The organism is Azospirillum sp. TSH20, assembly GCF_003115935.1.
Classification (GTDB): domain Bacteria; phylum Pseudomonadota; class Alphaproteobacteria; order Azospirillales; family Azospirillaceae; genus Azospirillum.
Window position 1 is genome coordinate 1 of record NZ_LGQU01000044.1, and the last position, 23471, is coordinate 23471.

Sequence of the window (23471 nt, forward strand, 5' to 3'; positions counted from 1 at the left end):
CTACTGCAGCGTCAATCATGCTCCTGCCGCGACCCCAGACCGTCTCATCCTGATTGTCGCGCTCTCCATCCTGATTGTCGCGCCATAGAGCGGCGATCCGCTGGACATGGATCGCCCGTCGCTGAGACGCCGGACCGTGCTGCTTGCGCCGGATCGCCGGGCGCAGGACGTTGCGCACCTCATCGTGAGCCCGACAGAAGCGGGCGGCACTGTTGGAGGACTTGAAGCCGGTCACCTCTCCAGAGAGGTGATCCTCTACGTCAGCCCTGCGCCGCCGGACAAGAGGGGGCGAAGGCTGACAGAGCTGTCTGGTTAATGATCTGCGCGGCATGCGCGACCGTGCTATCCTGCTGCTCGGCTTCGCCGGCAGGCTGTGGCGCAGCGAGATCGTCAGCCTCGACCATGGCGCGGAGGAAACTGCCGACGGCCGGCGTCTAGGTCGATGTCGGGCCGGGCAGCACGCCGCCGAGCAGCCCGATGGTGACGTTGAAGAGCTGGATGGAGTTGGGCCGCATCGCCCACGACGGGAAGCGGGTTTTGACTGACCGACTATCCGACAAGCATGTCGCCCGCCTGGTTGGTCACCGCCGCCGAAGTGAATTGTGAGCGGGTATAGGCTCCGCCGGGCAAAGGCGCTCCTCGCCCAAGGGCTCACGGTTCCTGAAGCCGCTGCGCGGATCAAGGTCGGGAAGACCCTTCCCTATGCAACACTTGGCGTAATGGGAAGAAGAAGCTAATCGCCGAAAGGAGTTTTTTGTCCGCTCCGCGCTGATGCTGTTAAGTTGACGCCCGTCGCGCTGCCCTCAAGTATAACTGGAGGAAAGCTGACTATGAATAGCGTCGGATACTCTTTCGAATCCCTTTAAGATCAGAATAATTTAGATAATATATTCTCCAACACTGGGAATTGTCCCAGTTCCAATCCCGCGATCTCGGCGGACGGAACGAAGATCGCTTTTTCCAGTAGTGCCGATAATCTGGTGCCAGGTGACGGCAACGGCGGCAAAGACATATTCGTAAGGGATCTGAACACAGGGAAAACCATCCTGGCCAGTCGGACCATGGATGGAAGGCAGGCATCAGGGGTCTTGGGCATACCATCCATTTCAGATGATGGACCAAACTTGTCTTTTCCAGCAACGACGATGATCTGGCTCCAGACGACAGCAACGGAACCGATGATGTCTTTCCAAAGGACTTGGTGACAGGCAATCTGACGCTGATTAGCCGTAACCAATACGGCATGCCGGGAAACGGGCAATCCATACTGCCAACCATTTCAGGGGACGGAAGAAGAGTTGCCTTCACAAGCGTCGCCGCCCTCGTTCCAAAGGATGGTCCCGCCTCCGCATATGACATCTATGTGAAGGATTTGACCGCCGGTGCGCTGATACTGGCCAGCGAGACCGGTGACGGTGTCCAGGCAAACGGCTCCTCATTCGGAGGCGTCATCTCGGCCGACGGATCACATGTCGGCTTTCAGAGCTTTGCCGAGACCCTCTCACCCGACGATGCCAACGGGGGGCTGACCGACGTCTTCCTCGCGACCCTCGGCCCACTGGAAGGCCCGCGAAGGAACCAGTGGAGCGGATACACTGACGGGCGGGTGGCTCGGGAAACGACAGGCTCGGCGGCGGATTGGGCAACGACCTGCTGATCGGCGGCGATGGCAATGTTCTTCAACGCGGACGATGGCAAGAATGGGCGCCAGCTCTGGATGAGCGATGGCACCGCCGCGGGTACGCGCATGGTCAAGGAAGTCGCTTCAGGTCCTGATTGGACAGCGGCAGACGATTTCAGCGCCGTCGGCGGCCAGCTTGTCTATAGCGCACTCGATACTCAACAGAATCGGGTGCTCTTCTCGTTCGATGCTGCCTCCCTGAGCGTTAATCGGATCGGCAGCGCCGACCTCGCAGGCGCATCCTACGACCTGAAGGGTATCGTTTCAATTTGAGGTGAGCCCACGGTGCGCATCAAGCCGACGGTGGACGGTTGTCAGAGGGGCGCTGTTACCGGAAGGTTGGTGGCCCGCCGCAGCCTTTCACCGTGACAGCTCGGAGCACAAGCCATGTCCCAGCGAGCACAGTTTATCACCCATGACGTGCAGAACCAGCCCGACCCCATGCCGGCCTACAACGCATGGCTGGGTGACCGGCCCCTGCGCCAGGCCGTAGAGCGGGAAGGGGGCGCTTGGGCCGCCGGCACCCTGACGATGTATGGCTCCCTTGCCGGTGGCGCGCTGATGGAACTGGGAGCGCAGGCCAACGAGAACCGGCCGAAGCTCCAGAGCTTCGATCGCTATGGTCGCCGCATCGACGAGGTGGCGTTTCACCCCGCCTACCATGAGGTGATGCGGCAGGCCATGCACTTTGGTGTTCACAGCTTCGCGTGGCGCAACGCCGGCCAGCCGGGTGCCCATGTGGCACGCGCCGCGCTGATGTACATGGGCAGCCAAGCAGAAGCCGGCACCTCCTGCCCGCTGACCATGACCTACGCCTCCGTGCCGGCGCTGCGCCAAGCGCCTGATCTGGCAGCCGAATGGCTGCCGCGGGTGACGGCGTTGGAGTACGACCCGCGCTCGATCCCCGCCGGGCACAAGACCGCCTGCACGATCGGCATGGGAATGACGGAAAAGCAGGGCGGCTCCGATGTACGCAGCAACACCACCCGGGCGATACGGCAGCGGGATGGTGGCTACGAACTAGTCGGGCACAAATTCTTCTTTTCCGCTCCGATGTGCGACGCCCATCTGGTGCTGGCGCAGGCGGAAGGGGGGCTGAGTTGCTTCCTGGTGCCGCGATTCCTTCCTGACGGCACGCGCAACGCGGTGGAGATCCAGCGCCTCAAGGACAAGCTCGGCGATTGGAGCAATGCCTCTGCCGAGGTGGAGTTCCTGGGGGCGTCCGCCAGTATGGTCGGCCACGAGGGACGAGGTGTGGCCACCATCATCGAGATGGTGGCGCTGACGCGGCTTGACTGTATGATCGGCTCGGCCGCACTGATGCGACAGGCACTGGTGCAGGCGCTGCACCACACCAGCCAGCGCCGCGCGTTCGGCCGCCTGCTGATCAACCAGCCGCTGATGTGCAACGTCCTTGCCGACTTGGCGCTGGAAAGCGAGGCGGCCGTCGCCTTGGCGATGCGCGTCGCCCGTGCCGTGGACTCCACCACCCGCAACAAGGAAGAGGCGGCGTTCGCCCGCATCGCCACCGCCATCGGCAAATATTGGATCTGTAAGCGCTGTCCGCCGATGGTGAATGAAGCGCAGGAATGCCTGGGCGGTATCGGCTATGTCGAGGAGAGCAATCTACCGCGCCTTTATCGTCAAGCCCCGCTCAACTCGATCTGGGAGGGAAGTGGCAACGTGCAGTGTCTGGACGTGCTGCGCACCTTGAAAAAGGAACCGGACAGCGCCCAAGCCCTGCTCGGCGAGTTGGACACTGTCCGGGGTCGGAGCACGGATCTGGACCGCGAGGCGGAGTGGCTTGCCGCCACCTTTGCCGATGCCGACGGACTGGAAGCACGCAGCCGACGTGTGGTGGAGCGCGCTGCCCTCGCGTTGCAGGCGACTGTTCTGTTGAAGGGCGACGACCCGCTGGTGGCCGAGACCTTTTGCCGTTCGCGCCTGGGCGGGGACCGCGGTCTGGCATTCGGCACGCTGGACCCGCATGCGCCGCTGTCCGCGCTTATTCGCCGCGCGACGATCGACGGGTAATGGGTCGCGCTTCAATCAGGAGCGTGTGGCGGGACAGGCGCGACGAGCGGCTCTTCGCTCGGGGCTTCCTTCCTACCAGGACATCCTCGATCACTGCTGCTTTGCCTGCGTCTTGGGGAAAGCGACCGCAGACGGAGGAAGACAAAAGGGCGGCCCCGCCGGATGAACCAGGCGGGGCCAAGATCATGGGATGGGAGGTGGATAATTCGCTGCTCAGCGCTGGCGAACAAGGGCGCCTTGGCCGGCGACGTTGCCGATGCCGGCGGCGAGGTTCTGCACGTTGGCGACGTTCGGAGGGCCAAAAGGCGTCCGGCCACCGGAGCGCTGGAGCACCGTCACGCCCTGCGACGCCGAGTTGCCGATGCCCGCCGCAGTGTTCGACACATTGGCCATCGAGCCGCCGGGGAACAGCCCGCCGCTGCGCTGGCCGACGAACACGCCTTGGCTGGCGGTGTTGCCGACGCCGGCCGAGAGGTTGGAAACGTTCGCCATGTTCGGGCCGCCGAACAGTCCGCCGCTACGCTGCAACGTCGTGACGTTCTGGGTGGCGGCATTGCCGATGCCGGCCGCGGTGTTCGACAGGTTGGACACATTCTGCGCCATGGCGGGAGCGGCGAACAGGGCCAGGGTGGCGAAGCCGGCGAGCAGCGAGGTGCGGATCATGGTGCGGTCTCCTTGGTGGGGCCGGTGCTCTGCATCCGGCGGGTGGTCTCGATGACATGACCCTAACGAACTCCGCCCGCCGCCGATGTGAGCTTGGCCACAGGCGGCCGCATGTCTCGTCCACGCCGAATGTTCCCCATTACGGAGGGACGGAGCGTTCGCGGCGATGCGCGCCGAATGGCGCGGAGTTTGCGCAAGCACAAAGAGGAGCCGGCATTGTCGTGGCATGGTCCGACCATGACCTTTCCATCATTTTACGATGCGGCGCCGCGGCTCATTGTGCGCGATCCGCTGAGCGAGTTCCTCGGCGCGGCCGAGGGCGGCCTGCTTCACTACGGATATGCCGACGCTGTGCGGCTTGCCGGCCATTCCTGTCCGACCGTCGCGGGATCTTACCTGATGACTGTACGGTCATTGGAGAAGCTGTATCCCGATGAAGTGCCCGAACGCGGGGCTGTTGCAGTCTCCGTTCGTGAGGCCGCCGACGAGGGTGTGGCCGGCGTGATGGCCAGCGTCGCCACGCTGCTGACCGGAGCGACGAAAGACACCGGCTTTAAAGGCATCGCCGGACGCTTCGACCGCCGGAACCTCCTGTCCTTCGGCATCGGCATGCAAGGCGCAATGGCCTTCGTCCGCACCGACACGGGGGCGGGCCTGCAGGCGACACTCGACATGAGTGTCGTTCCGGTGGATCCAGCGATGCCTCGCCTTCTGCAGCGCGTGTTGTCCGACGCGGCCACAGCGGACGACGCGGCGCAGTTCCGCAGCCTATGGCAGGAGCGGGTCCGACGCATGCTGGTGGATCACGCCGACGACCCACGTTTGGTCAGCCTTACCGTTTGGAATTCCCGCCCCGGCGCGTAACGGCGGATGAGAGCGGCGATGGCACATCGGCAACGACATGACCTCCTCCCCTTGGCGACGCTGACCGCTTCGCCCCTCAGCGCTGGCGCCAGTCCGGATGGGCTCGCCCCGGCGCGTGATCTCCTTTCACAAGGTTTCGGACATGCACACCAATAGCCAGACCGGTCAACTCCTGCACGACGATCACCACCGGACCATCGATCTCTTGAACGTTTTCGAGGCCTACCTCCAACGCACTCCGGAGGACGACGTCCCGACTCTCGACGTGGACGGCCGCGCTCTGCTGGCCACCCTTGGCAAGGAACTGGGCCAAGACCTTGAACGGCATTTCATATTGGAGGAACAGGGACTCTTCCCGCCCATCGCCACCGCCGGCGCCTACGAGATGACGGCTGACCTGGAGGCCGACCATGAAGCTCTGCGCCCACTTGTCCGCCGCCTCGCCCGACTGTGCGCCCTGGCTCTGCGTGAGGGCTTCGATGAGGAAAGTTGGCCGGTCTTCCGCCATTTCGGACACCAACTGATCGACGGACTCGTTCTCCATATCCAGAAGGAAGAGACCGCACTGCTCAGCGCCGTCGATGACGTGCTCACGCCGGCGCAGGACGTCACCCTTGCGTCGGCTTACAGCCAGGGGGAGGATTGGTTTGCCGATCTGGGTGATCACACGCCATCGCTGAATGTTCAGGGAGCGTGAAACGGCGTTTGGCTGGGTCTCCGAACCGCATCAGGTTTCGGCTCTTTCCCCGGCCGCTTCCAACCAAGTGAATGCGCGGCCGTCGATCCCGATACCGGCGAGATGCTGGCGGACGGCGCCTACGACGGCGAAGCGGTCTACCGTGCCGTAACCGCCCAAAGCCCGTACGCCAAGGTGATCGTCCCGCCGCGCTCGAGCGCGGTGGCGAGCGACACGACCGGGAGCACCCCAGCCAACGCGGCCGCCACATCCAGATGATCAACGAGCGTGGTCGGCTCGGCTGGCAGTGGATCGTACCCAACGTAAGGCGCTGGCCTCCTCGTCAATGCGTCCCCGGATTGGCCCGCGCCCTCGTCACCGCGTTCGCCACGTCGGTCCAGGCCGCCTTGTCCGGTGCGAAGCGGCCGCGCAGATACGCCATCAGATCCGCAATCTGGCGGTCGGACAGGCTGTCGCGGAAGGCCGGCATATAGCCGAGGTCGCGGGTCGCCGGGTTCTGGATGCCGTGCAGGATGACGCGGGCAAGATTGTCGGGGCTGTCGCTGTGGACGTTGCTGTTCACCGCCATGGAGGGGCTGACGCCGAACAGCGTCGGCCCTTCGCCGTCGCTGTGGCAGGCTTGGCAGGCGCCGTTGAAGATGCGCTCTCCATTGGCGGAACTGACGGGGGCGGGGGCGGCTGCAGGCGCTTCCACCGCATCACCGCCCACCTCGCCGCCCAGGGAGGCGAGATAGACCGCCATCGCCCGCACATCCGCCTCCGGCACGGTGGACAGCTCGTGCACCACCGCGGCCATCGGGCCGGCGGCGACGCCATGGCGCTGGGAGAAGCCGGTGCGCAGATAGGTGAACAGGTCGTCCTCCGTCCAGGGCTTCGGCGCCTTGGACAGACCGTTCAGGGCCGGCGCCTCCCAGGCATCGACCGTGCCTCCGGCCAGGAACGCGTCGCCCAGCTTCTCCGCCCCCAGCGCGTTGCGCGGGCTGTGGCAGGCGGCGCAGTGGCCGAGGCCGTTGACCAGATAGTTGCCGCGGTTCCACTCCGCAGTCTTCTGCGGGTCCGGCTTGTAAGTCTCGCGGTTGAGGAACAGCGTGTTCCACCCCGCCATCATCGGGCGCAGGTTGAAGGGGAAGCGCATGGTGTTGGCCGGCGTCTCGCTGCGCACCGGCTGCTGCGTCATCATGTAGGCGTAGAGCGCCTGCATGTCGTCGTCGGTCATGTTGCGGAAGGCGGTGTAGGGGAAGGCCGGATAGAGATGCCGGCCGTCGCGGCTGATCCCCTCGCGCATCGCCCGGTCGAAGGCGGCGAAGGACCAGCGCCCGATCCCGCTGTCCGGGTCCGGCGTGATGTTGGTGCTGTAGACGGTGCCGAACGGCGTCTCGAACGGCCGACCGCCGGCGTTGGTCGCACCATTCTCCACCGTGTGGCAGACCGCGCAGTCGCCGAGTGCCGCCAATTGCCGCCCGCGTTCGATGGTGGCGGACGACCACAGCCCGGCAGATGGCGGCGCCACCGGGGCGATCTCGGCGCGGAAGGGCAGGGCGCTGCTCGCCATGCCGATCATCACCCCGCATAAGCCGGTCAGCGAGGCGCCGAGCCATGCCTTCCAGCCGCGCTTGCGCGGCTTGGCCGCTTCCGGCGGGGAGGGAGGGACCGGCTCGGACGGGCCGTTCAGCGCCTCCCGCACCCGTTCCGCAGTAATCGGCAACTCGCGGAAGCGGATGCCGGTGGCGTCGAAGATGGCGTTGGCGATGGCCGCCGCGCTGGGCACGGAGGCGGATTCGCCCGATCCCAGCGGCGGTTCGTTCTCGCGCGGCATCATCAGCACGTCGATGTCCGGCACCTCGGGGAAGGTCATGATCGGATAGCCGCCCCACTCCTTGGCAGCGACCACCGAGTCTTCGAACTCCACCTGTTCCTTCAGCACGCGGCTGGTCGATTGGATGACGTTGCCGTGGATCTGGTGGCGCACGCCGTCGGGATTGATCATCTGCCCGGCGTCATGGCCGACCACCACGCGGGTCACCGCGATCTCGCCGGTCTTGCGGTCCACCGCCACGTCCGCCACCCAGGCCGCCCAGGCGGCGCCGAAGCCGGGGAACTTGCTGTGGATGTAGCGGGCATAGGCGAAGCCGCGACCGCGCAGCACGTCGCCTTCCGGCGGGGTCTGCTGCGGGGCGGTGCGCGGTTGCCAGTTGGCGCGGCCGGCGACGGCGCGGATCAGGTCGGCGGCGCGTTCGTCCTCGCGCAGGTGGCGCAGGCGGAACTCCACCGGATCGACCCCGGCGGCGAAGGCCAGCTCGTCGATGTAACTGTCATGGGCGAAGCTGTTGGGCATCGCCGACACGCCGCGCATCCAGGAGGCGCGGACGATGGGGGCCATGTCGTTGATGACCACCCGCATGTTCTCGTAATCGTAGGGCGGGATGGAGGTGCGGTCGCCCATCTCGAACACCGCCGCCACCGGATCGACCCGCCCGGTCAGCAGTAGCGCCAGGGTCGGCGCGCCGTTCGACGGGTAGCTGGTGGCGAAGTCGTAGGCGACGATGCCGCCATCGGCGCTGATGCCGCCATCGACCTCCATCAATTGCGCGGTGCCCTTCGGCTCCCACAGATGTTCCTGCTCGCGGGTCAGCTGGACGCGCACCGGACGGCCGACCGCCTGCGACAGCAGCAGCGCATCCGCCGCCACGTCGTCGGCGCAGTTGCGGCCATAGCAGCCGGCAGCCTCCATTCGCACCACGTCGATCCGCTCCTCCGGCCATTCCAGCAGCCAGGCGAGGTCGGCGCGCAGCAGATGCGGGTTCTGGGTGCCGGACCAGACGGTCGCATGATCTTCCTTGCAGTCGGCGACGGCGCAGGACGGCCCGATCGAGCCGTGCATCTGGTAGGGCCAGACATAGGTGCGCGTCATCCGCTGATCGGCGGCGGCAAGCGCGGCATCGACGTCGCCCTTGTCCAGCACTTTGCGCGGCGTGCTGGGGTTCTCGCGCAGCGCCTGGGCAAGGTTCGACAGGTCGGGCAGCTTGCGGGTCCAGGGCCTCCAGGTGATCTTCAGCTCGCGAGCGGCCTTGATCGCCTGCTCCTCGCGCTCCGCCACCACGCCGACGAAGTCGCGAAGCACCACCACCCTGACGACGCCGGGGATGTGGGCGATGGAGCCCTCATCGACGCTTTCCAGGCTGTTGCCGACGAACTCGCCGCTGTCGATGCCGGCATAGGGCGGGCGGACCACCCGGCCATGCAGCATTCCGGGAAGCCGCAGGTCGTGGACATACGAGAATTCGCCGGTCGCCTTGGCCGGGATGTCGACGCGCGGCGCGCCCTTGCCGACCAGCTTGTACTGTTCGCGCGCCTTCAGCGGGGCCTTGCCGCTGATGCGCAGTTCCACCCGCTCGCCCCGCACCAGTTCGCCGTAGGAGATGCGGCGGTTGCCGTCGCCGGCGATCACCACGCCCTCTTCGACCCGCAACTCGCCCGCCGGCACGCCGAACAGGGCGGCGGCGCGCTCCAGCAGGAAACGGCGCGCTTCGGCTGCCGCATTGCGCAGGGGCACGGCGGAGATCTGGATGGTGGCGCTGGCGATGGTGGCGCCCTGGTTCGGCGTCCGGCCGGTGTCGCCCAGCACCATGCGCAGCTGGTCCATGCGCAGGTCCAGCTCCTCCGCGACGATCTGGGTCAGCGCCGTCTGGATGCCGGTGCCGAGATCGACATGGCCGTTGAAGGCGAAGACCTGCCCGTCGTCACGCACCGCCAGGAACAGGGCGGTCTCCGGCGGCTTCGGCGTCGCGATGCCGCCCTTGGCGACCAAGCCGGAGGGCGGCTGGATCTCGTCAACGATCAGCAGGACGCCGGTCGCCGCCATCAACTCCGCACGGGTCGGCGTCGGCTGGGATTGCGTTTCGGGCGTCGGGCCGGGCGTTGGGTTGATCGTCATGATGTGCTCCGGGGGAGGAGAGAAGCCGCGCGGCCCGCATGACGGCGCGCAGGATTTCGACATGGGTGCCGCAGCGGCACAGATTGCCGGACAGGGCGCGGCGCACCTCGTCCATGGTTGGGGTCGGATTGCGGTCGAGCAGCGCCTTGGCGGTCATGATCATGCCGTTCATGCAATAGCCGCACTGGGCGGCCTGCTCGTCGATGAAGGCCTGCTGGACCGGGTGCGGGGCGGCACTGCTGCCCAGTCCTTCCAGCGTCACCACCTCGCGCCCCTCCACCCCCGCCAGCGGGATGACGCAGGACCGCGCGGCGACGCCGTCGAGGATGACGGTGCAGGCCCCGCATTCGCCGAGCCCGCAGCCGTACTTCGGCCCGTTCAGGACCAGATCGTTGCGCAGGATGTAGAGCAGCGGCGTATCGGCCATCGCCGTCACCGAGACGGCGCGGCCATTCACCCGCAGCGCGATGGTCTTTTCCATAAAGCGTCCGTCCGGTGCGATAGGTCCCGCATCCCCGCGGGCCTCCGCGGGAGTCTTGTTTGGAAGGCGTCGGCGGGAGGTTACTCCTCCCCGTCCTGTGCGATCATCTTCTGCAGGACATGGGTGACGGCTAGCCGTTCCGCCGGGTTCAGCTGTCCCATGGTCAACTCGCTGATCCGCTTGGCGCAGGGCACCATGTCCTCCAGCAGTTGCCGCCCCTCGTCGGTGAGGCAGTTGATGACCTTGCGGCGGTCCTGCGCGTCGGAGGTCTGGCGGATCAGCCCGCGCGCCTTCAGCCGGTCGACGATGCCGCGGATCGTCGCCTGGTCGATGGCGGTGGACTTCACCAACTCGATCAGCGAACTCGGCCCGTTGTCGCGAATGGCGCAGAGCGTGACGAACTGCACCGAGGTCAGTTGCGGATCGCAGGCGTTGCGCTGGAAGATGGCGAGGTGCCGCTGATAGGCCCGCCGCAGCAGATGGCCGATCTGGTCGGAGAAGACGTAATCGGCTTCTCCGGAGCCAGCGTCGGTACCGTCTTCAGGCAACAGGTCTTGGGTCATCGGGGTCAACATGCGGTGGACCGGTGGGTAGCGGACGATAGCAGCGGCGGCGGGGGCAGGGAAGGGTGGCGGGCTTCCGCCCTCATGCCGCACGTCATGCCCTGGAGGCTTCCGGCGCCACCACGTCGCCGGCCAGCACCACCGGCTCGCCGTCCAGCAGGATGTCGCAGCCGCGCAAGGGGATGTCCATGTGGCAGGGGGTCTTGCGGCTGCCGCCGACCTCGGTGTTCGGGCCGGTGGAGAACAGGAAGTTTCCGTAGAAGGCGCGCGCGTCCATGCACATGCCGTCGTTCTTGTCGTGCAGCCCCATCGCCGTCCATTGCGCCCGCGGCTGCAGGCCCCAGCCGATGTGGGAGATGCCGTAGACCTCCGGATCCTTGAAGTAGGCCATGTAGTCGCGCAGGTATTCCGCCTCGAACCCGCCATGGATGCGGCGGATGAAGCCCTCCTCGATCTCCAACGTCACCTTCTCCCGCACATAGGTCTTGAAGGGCAGCAGGATGTCGCCGACGTCGAGAACCAGCGTGCCTTCGGCACTGTCCTCGTCCGGCCAGGAGAACAGGAAGCCGCTCGGCCAATGGTCCCAGCGGCCCGGCTCGTCGGCGAATCCGTACTCCGTCACCGTCGGATACTGGCCGAGCGTCGCGCGGAAATCGCTGCCGGCCTTGGAGGTCACGGTTATGGAGCGGGCGCGCTTCAGCCGCTCCGCCGCGGCGTTGACGCGGATCTTGTCCTCTTCGGTCGGCAGGATGCGGGCCAGCACCTCCGGCGGCTCGACCGCCAGCAGGATGCGGGTGCCGGTCTTCAGGATCTGCTCCTGTTCCGGCGAATGCAGCAGCATCATGGTGTCGACGATCAGGTCGGCCGCCTCCAGCGCGCGCTGGGCGGCGAGGTTGCCGGTCAGGGGCGTGTCGCCGCAATAGGCGGTCATGTCCATGCCCATGGCGCGCGGGTGGTTGAAGGCCGGCAGTTCGACCCCGTAGACGTTCGCGCCCAGGCGCTGTGCCGCGTCCATCGCGGCGCGCACGATGCGCGGGTTGGAATAGTCGCTTTTCAGCACAGCGACGCTCTGGGTCTTGTCCACCTTGGACAGGGTCAGAACCCGTTCGAACATCTGCGTCAGTTCGCGATCACTCACCGGCATCTCATCTCTCCCAATCTTGGTGGCCATAGTCGCTGAAGCGCGATCCGGGCCGTGTTTTCGGGTGGACAACCGCCGATCATCGCGGCGGGCTGACCAGGATATATAGAGCGTATAAGCTTAATTCGACCACGAACAGTAAGGTGGTAAACCCTTCGCCGCCGCCGTGTCGATATGAACGTTAAATAGGCAACCCTGATTTAAAATGAGGCTGAACAAGGCTAAATCGTGGTCACTCCGTGCCGCAAACGGCCCTGCCCGCCCCGCAAAGGCTGAGTAGCGTTGTATGGCGAATTGTGTTGCATGGCAAGCTGAAACAGCGTACACACTTCATATCGAGTTCAATGCAACGGTCGACGGCCGGAGCCGGGGCGAGAAGCCCCCGGACACTCCTCCCGCACCCTTGCATCCGGTCGCGAGCCCTTCGGCGGCGCCGACCGAACACCCCCACGTCAGCAAAGGGCCATATCCATGGGAAAGACTCAGAGAATCGCTATCGTCGGGGCCGGCCTGGGCGGAGCCGCCGCCGCCGGGCTCCTGCAGCAGGCCGGGTTCCAGGTGGATGTCTACGAACAGGCGCCTGAATTCTCCCGGCTCGGCGCGGGGATTCATGTCGGTCCCAACGTGATGAAGGTGTTCCGCCGCCTTGGCATCGAAAAGCCGCTGGAGGCGATGGGCTCCAAGCCGGACTTCTGGTTCAGCCGCGACGGCTTCACCGGCGATTACCTGTCGCGCATTCCCTTGGGTGACTTCGCCAAGCGTGAGTACGGCGCCGCCTATGTCACCGTTCACCGCGGCGACATGCATCTGCTGCAGATGGACACGCTGGCCCCCGGCACCGTCCAGTTCGACAAGCGGTTGGAAACCATCACCGACAGCGGCGACGACGTGCGCCTGACCTTCGCCGACGGGACCGAGGCGCGCGCCGACATCGTCATCGGTGCCGACGGCATCAACTCCCGCATCCGCGAGGCCCTGCTGGGCGTCGAGGCGCCGAACTACAGCGGCTGGGTCGCCCACCGCGCCCTGATCCGCGGCGATCAGCTCGCCAAATACGACCTGACCTTCGAGGACTGCATCAAGTGGTGGACCGAGGACCGTCACATGATGGTTTATTTCACCACCGGGAAGCGCGACGAATACTACTACGTCACGGGCGTGCCGCATCCGGCCTGGGACTTCCAGGAGGCCTTCGTCGACAGCAGCCGTGAGGAGATGTTCGAGGCGTTCCAGGGCTATCACCCGACCGTCCAGGCGCTGATCGAGTGCACGGAAGAGGTCACCAAATGGCCGCTGCGCAACCGCAACCCGCTGCCGCTGTGGAGCCGCGGCCGGCTGGTTCTGCTCGGCGATGCCTGCCACCCGATGAAGCCGCACATGGCGCAGGGCGCCGGCATGGCGATCGAGGACGCGGCGATGCTGACCCGCTGCCTTTCCGAAACCGGCCTGACCGACTACCGCACCGCCTTCGCCCTGTACGAGGCCAACCGCAAGGACCGCGCGACCCGTGTGCAGGCGGTGTCCAACGCCAACACCTTCCTGCGCAATCAGGAGGATCCCGCCTGGGTCTTCGGCTACGACGTGTATGAGCAGCCGCTGCGCGAAGGCATCGCGGCATGACCGCCTCGACCTTCCTCTACGGCGCCAACGTCCAGGCCAACGGCATCCGCCAGCATTACCTGCGCTATGGCGGGGAGCGGCATGCCGGCCGCCCGGCCATCGTTCTGATCCCCGGTATCACCAGCCCGGCCGTCACCTGGGGCTTCGTCGCCGAGCGCTTCGGGCAGCAGTTCGACACCTATGTGCTGGACGTGCGCGGGCGTGGTCTGTCGGAAAGCGGTCCGCATCTGGATTACGGCATCGATGCCTGTGCCGACGACGTGAACGCCTTCGTCGCCGCGCTTGGCCTGACCGATTACGTCCTGGTCGGCCATTCCATGGGCGCCCGCTTCGCCATCCGCGCCTCGGTGCGCGGAAATGCGAAGGGCCTGCGCCAGCTGGTGCTGATCGACCCGCCGGTCTCCGGCCCCGGCCGCCGGTCCTATCCCAGCGGCCTGCCCTGGTACGTCGATTCGATCCGCCAGTCGCTGAAGGGCATGGATGCCGACGCCATGCGCGCCTTCTGCCCGACCTGGACGGAGGAGCAGCTGCGGCTGCGCGCGGAATGGCTGCACACCTGCTACGAGCCGGCCATCGTCCGGGCCTATGAGGGCTTCCACCAGGACGACATCCATGCCGACCTGCCGAAGCTGCCGGTTCCGGCGCTGCTGATCGTCGCCGGCCGCGGCGGCGTCATCCAACCGGAAGACGAGGAGGAGATCGCCCGCCTCCAGCCCGCCATCCGCATCGCCCGCGTCCCCAACGCCGGGCACATGATCCCCTGGGACGACCTCGACGGCTTCTTCGCCGCCTTCGGCGACAGCCTCGGTCATCCGCTCGCCTGACACACAGGAACCAATCCCATGTCTTCGCTGTACCGCATCGGCCAGATCGTCCCCAGCTCCAACGTCACCATGGAAACGGAAATCCCGGCCATGCTGACCGCGCGTCAGGCGATCCGTCCCGAACGCTTCACCTTCCATTCCGCCCGCATGCGGATGAAGACGGTCAAGAAGGAAGAGCTGGCGGCGATGGACGCCGAGTCCGACCGCTGCGCCGTCGAGCTGTCGGACGCCCGCGTCGATGTGCTGGGCTATGCCTGCCTCGTCGCCATCATGTCGATGGGCCTGGGCTATCATCGCGATTCCGAGGCGCGTCTTGCGCGCAAGACGCTGGAGAACGACGCGCCGGCCCCGGTGGTCACCAGCGCCGGCGCCCTGGTCGACGGGCTGAAGGTGATGGGCGCCAAGCGCATCGCCATCGTCGCCCCCTACATGCGCCCGCTGACCGAGCTGGTGGTGGACTACATCCGCGCCGAAGGCTTCGAGGTGCAGGACTGGCGCGCGCTGGAGATCCCCGACAATCTCGACGTCGCCCGCCACGATCCCAACAACCTGCCGGACATCGTGCGCGGCATGAACCTGGAGGGCGTGGACGTGGTCGTTCTGTCCGCCTGCGTGCAGATGCCGTCGCTGCCGGTGGTGCCGCGGGTGGAGGCGGAAACCGGCAAGCCGGTGCTGACCGCCGCCATCGCCACGACCTACGCCATGCTGAAGGCGCTGAAGCTGGAGCCGGTCGTGCCCGGCGCCGGCGCCCTGCTGTCCGGCGCTTACTGAGGAGCGACCACATGACCGACGGGCAAAGCGCATCCGACAATTACAAGGGCGTCTGGGGCAACCGGATCGGCTTCGGCGAGCGGCCGGCCCTGCTGGTGATCGACTTCATGCAGGGCTACACCACCGAAGGCGCGCCGCTCTACGCCCCCGGCGTGGTGAGCGCGGTGGCGGAGACGGTGGAATTGCTGGACGCCGCCCGCCGCCATGGCGTGCCGGTCGTCCACACCAACATCCGCTACCATCCCGGCCATTTCGCCGATGGCGGCATGTGGGTGCGCAAGGCCCCGGTGATGAAGGATATGGTGGAGGGCAACCCGCTCGCCGCCTTCTGCCCGGAGGTTACGCCGCGAGCCGACGAGGTGGTGATCTCCAAGCAGTATGCCAGCGCCTTCTTCGGCACGAGCCTCGCCCCGATGTTGCATGCGATGGGCGTCGACACGGTGGTGCTGACCGGCTGCTCGACCAGCGGCTGCATCCGCGCCACGGCCGTCGACGCGGTCCAACACGGCTTTCGCACCATCGTCGTGCGCGAGTGCGTCGGCGACCGCCACGATGGCCCGCACGAGGCCAACCTGTTCGACATCGACAGCAAATACGGCGATGTGGTCAGCAAGCAGGAGGTGCTCGACCGGTTCGGCCGGTGAGGGTGCGGGGACATCCCCTCTCCCCCCCGGGGAGAGGGTTAGGGTGAGGGGGGCGCGCGGCGAGGATCCTCAAGAGTCGCGCACCTCCGTGCCATAGAGAATCCACGCAATGCATCCCCCTCACCCCGACCCTCTCCCCGGGGGGAGAGGGGGATGAGCAGTTCAGGAACAATAAAAAGAAAACCGGGACCGACACCCGGCGCCGCACCCGAGACAGGCGGCGCCGGCATGCAAAAACAGGACGGGTTCACAACGCGATCAGCGTAAGGAGACAGACAGCATGTCTTATGCCCAGACGACAACAGCGAATGCCGCACCCAATGCAGTTTTGGGCGCGGCGCAGTCCGTCGATGCGGATCAGCTTTATAAGAAGATCACCTGGCGCCTCATTCCCTTCCTCTGCTTCTGCTATCTGGCAGCCTATCTCGATCGCATCAACATCGGCTTCGCCAAGCTGCAGATGATGGGCGACCTCCAGTTCAGCGAGGCGGCCTATGGTCTGGGCGCCGGCCTGTTCTTCGTCGGCTACATCCTGTTCGAGGTGCCGAGCAACCTCGTGCTGACCAAGGTCGGCGCGCGGCTGTGGATCGCCCGCATCATGATCACCTGGGGCCTGTTGTCGGCCGCCACCATGCTGGTCTCCACCCCGACGCAGTTCTACATCGTCCGCTTCCTGCTGGGCGCGGCCGAGGCCGGCTTCCTGCCGGGCGTGCTCTATTACCTGACGCTGTGGTTCCCGACCTATCGCCGCGGCCGTATCATGGCGCTGTTCGTCATCGGCCTGCCGCTGTCCAGCGTGATCGGCGGCCCGCTGTCGGGCTGGATCATGGGCCATTTCGACCATGTCCAGGGCCTGCGCGGCTGGCAGTGGCTGTTCCTGCTGGAATCGATCCCCAGCGTGCTTCTCGGCTTCCTGACCTTCGTGGCGCTGCCCAACTCCTTCCGCGATGCCAAGTGGCTGTCGGGCGATGAGAAGGCCCGGATTGCCGCCGACCTGCATGGCGACGATTCGGAAGCCAAGCATGCCGGCCACAGTTTCAAGGAAGGGCTGCTGAACCTGAAGGTGTGGATGCTGGGCGGTATCGATTTCGCCATCCTGCTGACCGCTTACGCCATCGGCTTCTGGCTGCCCACCTTCATCCGCAAGACCGGCGTGGTCGACCCGTTCCACATCGGCCTCTTGACGATGATCCCCAACATCCTGGCCGTGATCGGCATCCTGCTGATCGGCGCCAGTTCCGACCGGATGCGCGAGCGGCGCTGGCACATCATCGTCCCCTTCCTGGCCGCCTCGGCCGCCATGGCGGCCAGCACCTTCTTCGCCGAGAACCTCGTCGCCACCGTGGCGCTGTTCACCATCGCGTCGGTCGGCGTGCTGGGTCCGCTTCCGGCCTATTTCAGCCTGCCGGCTACCTTCCTGAAGGGCACGGCGGCGGCCACCGGCTTCGCCATGGCGATCTCGCTCGCCAGCATCGCCGGGCTGGTCAGCAACTCGCTGATCGGCATCGTCATCGACCTGACCGGCAGCAGCAACGCCGCCCTGTGGTTCTTCTCCGGCTGCTTGTTGATCGGCGCTCTGCTGGTCTACGCCCTGCCGCCGAAAGTGGTGAACCGCTGACCAAATGGTGTAGCACGTAAACCATATGTGAAAGTCTGAATGGAATAATCTTGCAGTCGGCCCGGCCGGCGTCTCACCAGCGGGTGCGGCGCCGGCTCGGCCGTTCCGACAGGGCCTATCCAGCAAGACGCCAGACGCCGAGGGACGAGAGAGACATGATTTCCGCATTGCGTGGTATCCGGGGGCGCCTGTTGCTGCTGCCCCTGATCACCGTCCTGGCGCTGGTCGGCGCCGGGGCCATGACCGCCAGGACGCTCGGCACCGTGATGATGGAGGAGCGCCAAGCCCGCGCCCGCGTCGCGGTGGAGATGGTGACCTCCATCATCGAACGGTTCGAGCAGCGGGCCGCCTCCGGCGAGCTGCCGGTCGCCGACGCGCAGAAGCTGGCGCTCGACATCGCGCGGTCGGCCCGCTACGACGGATCGGAATATGCGCTGATCCTCGACCGCAAGGGCAACATCCTGGCCCACCTGAACCCGCAGGTCGAAGGCAAGGCGATGTGGGACAGCACCGACAAGAGCGGCCGGCTGTTCGTGCGCGACGAGATCAAGGCGGCCGAATCCGGCGGCGGCTATTCCTCCTTCTCCTTCCCCAAGCCCGGCTCCAGCGATCCGGTGGAGAAATCCGCCTATTCCAAGCTGACCAAGGGCTGGGGCTGGGTGGTCAGCTCCGGTGTCTATCTCGACACGGTGGCCGCCGCGCGCCTGCAGACCATGCTGAACATCGCCGCGGTGATCGCGGTGCTGGCGGCGGTCAGCCTCGGCCTTGCCGTGTGGATCGGCCGGCGCATCACCACGCCGATCCTGCAGCTGACCCAGGCCACCAACCGCATTTCCACCGGCGACCTGTCCGTCGCGATCAACCACCAGGACCGCAGCGACGAGGTCGGCACGCTTGCCCGCGCGCTGGAGGAGTTCAAGCGCAACGGGCTGGAAGTCCGCCGTCTCCAGGCGGAAGCCGAAGCGCAGAAGGATCGCACCGAGGCCGAACGCCGCGCCGCCCTGCTCGACATGGCCGCCCAGTTCGAGGCCCGCGTGATGGGGATGGTTGCCGCCGTCGCCGCCGCGGCGCATGAGATGGAGAAAACCGCCTCCGGCATGGCCACCGCCGCAGACCGCTCCGGCACCCAGGCGCAGGCGGTGTCGCAGGCCTCCGAACAGGCCAGCAGCAACGTCAACACCGTCGCCGCCGCGACGGAGGAACTGTTCGCCTCCATCGCCGAGATCGGCCGTCAGGTGACCATGTCCACCAGCGTCGCCGGCCGTGCGGTGGATGAAGCCACGAAGATCGACGGCATGATCCAGAGCCTGGCGTCCGCCGCCCAGGAGATCGGACAGGTGGTGGAACTGATCAACGCCATCGCCGGCCAGACCAACCTGCTGGCGCTGAACGCCACCATCGAGGCGGCCCGCGCCGGCGAGCACGGCAAGGGCTTCGCCGTCGTCGCCTCGGAGGTCAAGGCGCTGGCCAACCAGACCGCCAAGGCCACCGAAGACATCCAGGCCAAGGTGCAGGAAATCCAGCAATTCACCGGAAATACGGTGACGGCGGTGCAGGGCATCGGCAGCACCATCACCTCGGTCAGCGACATCGCCACCGCCATCGCTTCGGCGGTGGAGCAGCAGAGCGCCGCCACCAAGGACATCGGCGCCAACATCCAGCAGGCCGCCCGCCACACGGCGGAGGTCAACAGCAACATCGCCGGCGTCGCCCAGACCGTCGGCCAGACCGGCAGCGCCGCGTCGGGCGTGCTGTCCGCCTCCAGCGGTCTGGTCCGCGAAACGGTCAGGCTGCGCAGCGAGGTCGAGGACTTCCTGTCGACCGTCCGCGCCGCCTGATCGGAGGCCTCAGCGGGCGGGGAGAGCACGACGTCGACGAAAGCCCGCCCGCGAGCGGCATCGCCCTTTGCCATCACGGTGATGCCGCACTTCGCACCATCGTCGCCCATGCCGGCACCTGTCCGGTGCTCTGCCGCTGGATCGGTGTCGACTCCGTCCTGCTGAGGCCGCCCGACGCGTCGCCTGTCACCCTGACGGGCGGCCGTCGCTCCCGGAACCCGTAGACCCGCGCAAAACAGGAGTCGCCAAACAATCCGTCCTTGTCATAGTATGCAAGTCCATATCTGTCCGACGTCACGCCAGGGGGCCGCGGCTGGGTTTCAGCGGGGTTCCGACGTGATGGAGCGGGCCGGAGCAATGGCGCTCCAATCCGGGCCGACAGCCCTGATTGGGGCTTTTTTTGTTTTATTCGCAACCGGATAGCCACCGGTTGGTCTGAGCGCGGGTTGCGGCGTGAGTGCGACGAAGAGGTGGATGCAGATGGATTGTACCCCCAAGAGCGGTGAACCGTGGAGAGTCGGCGTGCTGTTCTCGCAGACCGGGGTCACGGCGGGAATCGAACGCACCCAGCTCCAGGGCACGCTGATGGCGATCGAGGAGATCAATGCCGGCGGCGGGGTCAACGGCCGGGAGATCCTGCCGATCGTCCAGGATCCGCAATCCGATCCGGCGGTGTTCGCGGCTCTCGCCGAACGGCTGATGACCGAGGAGCGGGTCAGCGTCCTGTTCGGCTGCTATATGTCGAGCACGCGCAAGGCGATCCTTCCGGTGGTGGAGCGGCGCAACGGGCTGCTGCTCTATTCGACCCTCTACGAAGGGTTCGAATGCTCGCGCAACGTCATCTACACCGGCGCCGCCCCCAACCAGAACGGCCGGCAACTGGCCGATTATCTGACGCGGGAATATGGCAGCCGCGTCTACATGGTGGGATCGGACTACATCTATCCCTATGAATCCAGCCGGATCATGCGGGAGTTGGTGCTCCAGCGGTCGGGCAAGATCCTCGCCGAGAAGTACCTGCCGCTGAATGCGACGCAGAAGGCGTTCGCCCCGGTCATCCGCGACATCCGGCGCAAGGAGCCGGACTTCATCTTCTCCACGGTGGTCGGCGCCGCCACCGCCCACCTCTACCACGCCTATGCCGAGGCTGGGTTCGATCCGGCGCGGATGCCGATTGCCAGCCTGACCACCAGCGAGGCGGAAATCAGCGACATCGGCGTCGCCGCCTCGCGCGGGCACGTCACCGCCGCCCCCTATTTCGATTCCATCGACAGCGAGGCGAACCGCCGTTTCGTCGCCCGCTACCGCGAGCGGTTCGGGGAGCACGAGCGGACCAACGCGTCGTGCGAGGCCGCCTATTTCCAGGTCCACCTGTTCGCCCAGGCTCTGCGCATCGCCAACTGCATGGACACCGACCGGCTGCGCGACGCCATCTTCGGGCAGGAGTTCGATGCGCCCCAGGGGCGGGTGCGGATCGATCCCGACAACAACCACACCTACCTGTGGCCACGCGTCGGCCGGGTCGATGCGGATGGCCGGTTCGAGATCGTCGCGGAGTCGCTGGTGGCGATGAAGCCCGATCCCTATCTGGTGGATCATAACGTTGCCGGCGAGGCGAACATCCGCTGGCGGCGGCAGGCCACGGTCTGACTGCAAACGGGGCAAACGCCGCATGTCGATCAACCTGCTCCGCGACATCCGTTCCTTTCGCGTCGTGGTCATCCACCCGCAGGACGCCGAGGCGGAGGAGCTGTTGCGCCAGCTCCACCGCATCGGCTGTCAGGCCCGAGCCGAATGGCCGCCGCCCAAGGACCGCCCCAGCGGTGTCGATCTGATCTTCCTCGACATGACCCGGCTGCTGTCGGGGCAGGGTCGGCTGTCCTGGTCCACCGCCGACGAAGGACCGCCGATCGTCGCCGTGCTCGATTATGAGAGCCCGACCGTGCTGAAGGCGCTGGTCGATTACGGGGTGCGCGGCTTCGTCAGCAAGCCGATCCGCGCCTTCGGCCTGCTGACCACCATGTTCATGGCCCACCGTGCCGCGGAGGGCGAGCGCGGCATGCGCAAGCGCCTCCAGAAGGTCGAGCAGCGGCTGGACGGCATCAAGAAGGTGAGCAAGGCCAAGGCGATCCTGATCGAGCAGCGGCGGATCACCGAGGAGGAAGCCTACCGCTTCATCCGCGAACGCGCCATGGCCCGGCGGACGACCATCGAGGCGGTCGCCGCCGCCATCATCGACGCCAGCGAAATGCTGATGGCGGAAAATCCGACTCGCTGATCATTTTTGATATTGACGATAAGGCGGTGGGATGTGCATCTTACTAAGCAAGTGAAGCAAATCGCTCGCGTCCGCCAATGATGTCGGATCGACGGGCAGGCGATGAAGCCCCTGAAGGTGTGAAAGCCTTGCTGGGGTTTTTTTGTGTTTGAACCTAATGTACCGACGCGCACTCCGGCACCACAGATGCGAGGGAGGCCGATGGGCAGGTTTGTGCAGGGATAAGTCCGACCGTTCAATCCTTATGGACCGACGCGGCAACTCTCTTGTCGCGCAACGGTTCCTTTTACCCGGCGTCCGATCCATTCGGGGTCGGCCGGAACAATACTGGACAATCGACGCCACCATTCGTTGAATATTTTAAAATCAGCCTACACACCTTGAGACCGCACCAGGCACACCCCCGCCGATGACGCCGGGAGTTGCGCCAGGCAATGAAGCCCCAGCAGGCCGCCGGCCTGGGTGGGGCTTTTTTGTGCGCTCTCCTGTCTGTGCCGAAGAACCAGCAAGAACAGGCAAACGAGGAGGAAACACGTCATGACCTTCACACGGCGTAATTTTCTGAAATCGACGGCTGTCGCCGGATTGGCCGGATCGGTCGGCTTTCCGCACATCTGGATAAAGGACAGCGGCGTCGCCTGGGCGGCGAACGGCGAGATCAAGGTCGGCGTCCTCTTCTCGCTGACCGGCACCACCGCGGTCGTCGAGAAGTCGATGCACAACGCCACCCTGATGGCCATCGACGAGATCAACGCCGCCGGCGGCATCAACGGGATGAAGCTGACCGCGGTCGTCGAGGACCCGGCCTCCGACCCCGCCACCTTCGCCGACAAGGCCAACAAGCTGGTGCTGAACGACAAGTGCGTCAGCGTCTTCGGCTCCTACACCTCCGCCTCGCGCAAGGCGGTGCTGCCGGTCTTCGAGAAGCGCAAGAACCTCTACTGGTATCCGACGCTCTATGAGGGCCGCGAGTGCTCGAAGAACGTCATGTACACCGGGGCGGTGCCCAACCAGCAGCAGAAGGAGTTCATCCCCTGGCTGGTCAAGACTTTCGGCAAGAAGTTCTATCTGATCGGCTCCAACTACATCTATCCCAAGGAAGAGAACAACGTCTGCAAGATCCTGCTGAAGGAGTTGGGCGGCGAGGTGGTCGGCGAGGAATATGTGCCGCTCGGCCATTCGGAGTTCGGCTCGGTGCTGAACAAGTTCCGCGAGACCAAGCCGGACGTGATCTTCTCCACCGTGGTCGGCGACAGCGTGATCGCGCTGCACAAGCAGTACAAGGCGGCGGGCTTCAACCCGGACAAGATGCCGATGGCCAGCCTGACCACGTCGGAGGTGGAGATCGCGGCGATGGGCGGCGAGTACGCCGCCGGCCACTTCACCTCCGCCCCGTACTTCATGGGTCACCAGTCCAAGGAGAACGAGGTTTTCGTCGAGAATTACCAGAAGCGCTTCGGCAAGGATTCGGTGACGCACTTCGTGTCGGAGGCGGCGTATTTCCAGATGCACCTGTTCCGCAAGGCGGTCGAGAAGATCGGCAAGGGCGACATCACCCCCATCGCCGTCCGCGATGCCACGGCGGGCCTGGAGATCATGGCGCCGCAGGGCAAGGTGAAGGTCGATGGCGACAACCTGCACTGCTACCTGTGGCCGAAGATCGGCCAGGCCCAGGCCGACGGCCAGTTCAAGGTCATCCAGCAATCGTCGGATTGGGTGAAGCCGGAACCCTATTGGGCCTATCCGGGCCAGAGCTGCACCAAGGACGGTCTGAAGGGTGCGTGAGCAATAGAACGGGCTGGGGAGGGCGTCGCCCGACG

20 protein-coding genes and 2 pseudogenes are annotated in these 23471 nt (G+C 65.9%); 16 read left to right on the forward strand and 6 right to left on the reverse strand.

Annotation, left to right across the window (positions count from 1 at the left end; all coding sequences use genetic code 11):
- Positions 1-235: hypothetical protein (locus TSH20_RS35455; protein ID WP_211100358.1), on the reverse strand; the 235-nt coding region annotated here is incomplete at its 3' end.
- A 94-nt stretch (positions 236-329) separates the two neighbouring features.
- Between TSH20_RS35455 and TSH20_RS34615 the strand changes: the two genes are divergently transcribed.
- From TSH20_RS34615 to TSH20_RS12555, 4 genes are all read left to right on the forward strand, one after another.
- The gene (locus tag TSH20_RS34615; RefSeq protein ID WP_146205406.1) at positions 330-545 is read left to right on the forward strand and encodes a hypothetical protein; all 216 of its coding nucleotides are present in this window, start codon (positions 330-332) and stop codon (positions 543-545) included.
- Between the two features lie 656 nt (positions 546-1201).
- Complete coding sequence (locus TSH20_RS34940; RefSeq protein WP_158281989.1) at positions 1202-1657, forward strand: hypothetical protein; 456 nt, start codon at positions 1202-1204, stop codon at positions 1655-1657.
- A gap of 9 nt (positions 1658-1666) precedes the next feature.
- Positions 1667-1954 carry a hypothetical protein gene (locus tag TSH20_RS12550; RefSeq protein ID WP_109075059.1) on the forward strand — a complete coding sequence of 96 codons (288 nt, stop codon included), beginning with the start codon at positions 1667-1669 and terminating at the stop codon, positions 1952-1954.
- A gap of 114 nt (positions 1955-2068) precedes the next feature.
- On the forward strand, positions 2069-3715 hold the full coding sequence (locus tag TSH20_RS12555; protein WP_109075060.1) for an isovaleryl-CoA dehydrogenase: 1647 nt from the start codon (positions 2069-2071) through the stop codon (positions 3713-3715).
- A 213-nt stretch (positions 3716-3928) separates the two neighbouring features.
- Here the strand turns inward: TSH20_RS12555 and TSH20_RS12560 are convergent, their stop codons facing one another.
- On the reverse strand, positions 3929-4378 hold the full coding sequence (locus TSH20_RS12560) for a hypothetical protein (RefSeq protein WP_109075061.1): 450 nt from the start codon (positions 4376-4378) through the stop codon (positions 3929-3931).
- A 177-nt stretch (positions 4379-4555) separates the two neighbouring features.
- On the opposite strand from TSH20_RS12560, the gene TSH20_RS12565 reads away from it, so the two are divergent.
- The 3 genes and pseudogenes from TSH20_RS12565 to TSH20_RS35670 all read left to right on the forward strand — a co-directional run.
- Positions 4556-5242: an FmdE family protein gene (locus tag TSH20_RS12565; RefSeq protein WP_247874465.1), complete on the forward strand. Its 687-nt coding sequence runs from the start codon at positions 4556-4558 to the stop codon at positions 5240-5242.
- Positions 5243-5384: 142 nt separating this feature from the next.
- Entirely contained in the window at positions 5385-5939 is a 555-nt protein-coding gene (locus TSH20_RS12570; RefSeq protein ID WP_109075103.1) for a hemerythrin domain-containing protein, read from the forward strand.
- A 108-nt stretch (positions 5940-6047) separates the two neighbouring features.
- A pseudogene (locus tag TSH20_RS35670) lies at positions 6048-6226 on the forward strand (IS5/IS1182 family transposase); the annotation flags it as partial.
- A 35-nt stretch (positions 6227-6261) separates the two neighbouring features.
- Here TSH20_RS35670 and TSH20_RS12575 read toward each other — a convergent pair.
- From TSH20_RS12575 to TSH20_RS12590, 4 genes and pseudogenes are all read right to left on the reverse strand, one after another.
- On the reverse strand, positions 6262-9873 hold the full coding sequence (locus TSH20_RS12575; protein ID WP_109075062.1) for a molybdopterin cofactor-binding domain-containing protein: 3612 nt from the start codon (positions 9871-9873) through the stop codon (positions 6262-6264).
- A 43-nt stretch (positions 9874-9916) separates the two neighbouring features.
- Positions 9917-10354: pseudogene (locus TSH20_RS12580) on the reverse strand ((2Fe-2S)-binding protein); the annotation flags it as partial.
- A gap of 80 nt (positions 10355-10434) precedes the next feature.
- Positions 10435-10917, reverse strand: a complete 483-nt coding sequence (locus tag TSH20_RS12585) for a MarR family transcriptional regulator (protein WP_211099765.1) — start codon at positions 10915-10917, stop codon at positions 10435-10437.
- Between the two features lie 94 nt (positions 10918-11011).
- Entirely contained in the window at positions 11012-12061 is a 1050-nt protein-coding gene (locus tag TSH20_RS12590; RefSeq protein WP_109075064.1) for a 2,5-dihydroxypyridine 5,6-dioxygenase, read from the reverse strand.
- Positions 12062-12529: 468 nt separating this feature from the next.
- Between TSH20_RS12590 and TSH20_RS12595 the strand changes: the two genes are divergently transcribed.
- From TSH20_RS12595 to TSH20_RS12635, 9 genes are all read left to right on the forward strand, one after another.
- On the forward strand, positions 12530-13678 hold the full coding sequence (locus TSH20_RS12595; RefSeq protein ID WP_109075065.1) for an FAD-dependent monooxygenase: 1149 nt from the start codon (positions 12530-12532) through the stop codon (positions 13676-13678).
- Positions 13675-14502, forward strand: coding sequence for an alpha/beta hydrolase (locus TSH20_RS12600; RefSeq protein WP_109075066.1), 828 nt, complete (start codon positions 13675-13677; stop codon positions 14500-14502). The genes TSH20_RS12595 and TSH20_RS12600 overlap by 4 nt, the downstream gene beginning before the upstream one ends.
- Before the next feature lie 69 nt (positions 14503-14571).
- Positions 14572-15273, forward strand: a complete 702-nt coding sequence (locus tag TSH20_RS12605; protein ID WP_199232049.1) for an Asp/Glu racemase — start codon at positions 14572-14574, stop codon at positions 15271-15273.
- 11 nt (positions 15274-15284) lie between these two features.
- On the forward strand, positions 15285-15917 hold the full coding sequence (locus TSH20_RS12610) for an N-carbamoylsarcosine amidohydrolase (protein ID WP_109075068.1): 633 nt from the start codon (positions 15285-15287) through the stop codon (positions 15915-15917).
- Positions 15918-16197: 280 nt separating this feature from the next.
- Positions 16198-17535: an MFS transporter gene (locus TSH20_RS12615; RefSeq protein WP_211099766.1), complete on the forward strand. Its 1338-nt coding sequence runs from the start codon at positions 16198-16200 to the stop codon at positions 17533-17535.
- Between the two features lie 191 nt (positions 17536-17726).
- A complete protein-coding gene (locus TSH20_RS12620; protein ID WP_247874466.1) occupies positions 17727-19373 on the forward strand; it encodes a cache domain-containing protein in 1647 nt (548 codons plus the stop codon).
- Between the two features lie 480 nt (positions 19374-19853).
- Positions 19854-21023 (forward strand): transporter substrate-binding domain-containing protein, encoded by a 1170-nt coding sequence (locus TSH20_RS12625; protein WP_109075105.1) that lies wholly within the window; start codon positions 19854-19856, stop codon positions 21021-21023.
- A gap of 22 nt (positions 21024-21045) precedes the next feature.
- Positions 21046-21651, forward strand: coding sequence for an ANTAR domain-containing protein (locus TSH20_RS12630; RefSeq protein WP_109075071.1), 606 nt, complete (start codon positions 21046-21048; stop codon positions 21649-21651).
- Between the two features lie 537 nt (positions 21652-22188).
- On the forward strand, positions 22189-23436 hold the full coding sequence (locus TSH20_RS12635; RefSeq protein ID WP_109075072.1) for a transporter substrate-binding protein: 1248 nt from the start codon (positions 22189-22191) through the stop codon (positions 23434-23436).
- The last annotated feature ends 35 nt before the right edge of the window (positions 23437-23471 follow it).

What these genes read in the sequence shown, in the direction of transcription:
- TSH20_RS12630 (WP_109075071.1), top strand. Translation starts at nt 21,046, where the DNA reads ATGTCGATCAACCTGCTCCGCGACATCCGTTCCTTTCGCGTCGTGGTC.
- TSH20_RS12555 (WP_109075060.1), top strand. Translation starts at nt 2,069, where the DNA reads ATGTCCCAGCGAGCACAGTTTATCACCCATGACGTGCAGAACCAGCCC.
- TSH20_RS12570 (WP_109075103.1), top strand. Translation starts at nt 5,385, where the DNA reads ATGCACACCAATAGCCAGACCGGTCAACTCCTGCACGACGATCACCAC.
- TSH20_RS12625 (WP_109075105.1), top strand. Translation starts at nt 19,854, where the DNA reads ATGGATTGTACCCCCAAGAGCGGTGAACCGTGGAGAGTCGGCGTGCTG.
- TSH20_RS12590 (WP_109075064.1), bottom strand. Translation starts at nt 12,061, where the DNA reads ATGCCGGTGAGTGATCGCGAACTGACGCAGATGTTCGAACGGGTTCTG.
- TSH20_RS12550 (WP_109075059.1), top strand. Translation starts at nt 1,667, where the DNA reads ATGGCAATGTTCTTCAACGCGGACGATGGCAAGAATGGGCGCCAGCTC.
- TSH20_RS12605 (WP_199232049.1), top strand. Translation starts at nt 14,572, where the DNA reads ATGGAAACGGAAATCCCGGCCATGCTGACCGCGCGTCAGGCGATCCGT.
- TSH20_RS12635 (WP_109075072.1), top strand. Translation starts at nt 22,189, where the DNA reads ATGACCTTCACACGGCGTAATTTTCTGAAATCGACGGCTGTCGCCGGA.
- TSH20_RS34615 (WP_146205406.1), top strand. Translation starts at nt 330, where the DNA reads ATGCGCGACCGTGCTATCCTGCTGCTCGGCTTCGCCGGCAGGCTGTGG.
- TSH20_RS12600 (WP_109075066.1), top strand. Translation starts at nt 13,675, where the DNA reads ATGACCGCCTCGACCTTCCTCTACGGCGCCAACGTCCAGGCCAACGGC.
- TSH20_RS12585 (WP_211099765.1), bottom strand. Translation starts at nt 10,917, where the DNA reads ATGACCCAAGACCTGTTGCCTGAAGACGGTACCGACGCTGGCTCCGGA.
- TSH20_RS12565 (WP_247874465.1), top strand. Translation starts at nt 4,556, where the DNA reads ATGGCGCGGAGTTTGCGCAAGCACAAAGAGGAGCCGGCATTGTCGTGG.
- TSH20_RS12560 (WP_109075061.1), bottom strand. Translation starts at nt 4,378, where the DNA reads ATGATCCGCACCTCGCTGCTCGCCGGCTTCGCCACCCTGGCCCTGTTC.
- TSH20_RS12610 (WP_109075068.1), top strand. Translation starts at nt 15,285, where the DNA reads ATGACCGACGGGCAAAGCGCATCCGACAATTACAAGGGCGTCTGGGGC.
- TSH20_RS12575 (WP_109075062.1), bottom strand. Translation starts at nt 9,873, where the DNA reads ATGACGATCAACCCAACGCCCGGCCCGACGCCCGAAACGCAATCCCAG.
- TSH20_RS12615 (WP_211099766.1), top strand. Translation starts at nt 16,198, where the DNA reads ATGTCTTATGCCCAGACGACAACAGCGAATGCCGCACCCAATGCAGTT.
- TSH20_RS12595 (WP_109075065.1), top strand. Translation starts at nt 12,530, where the DNA reads ATGGGAAAGACTCAGAGAATCGCTATCGTCGGGGCCGGCCTGGGCGGA.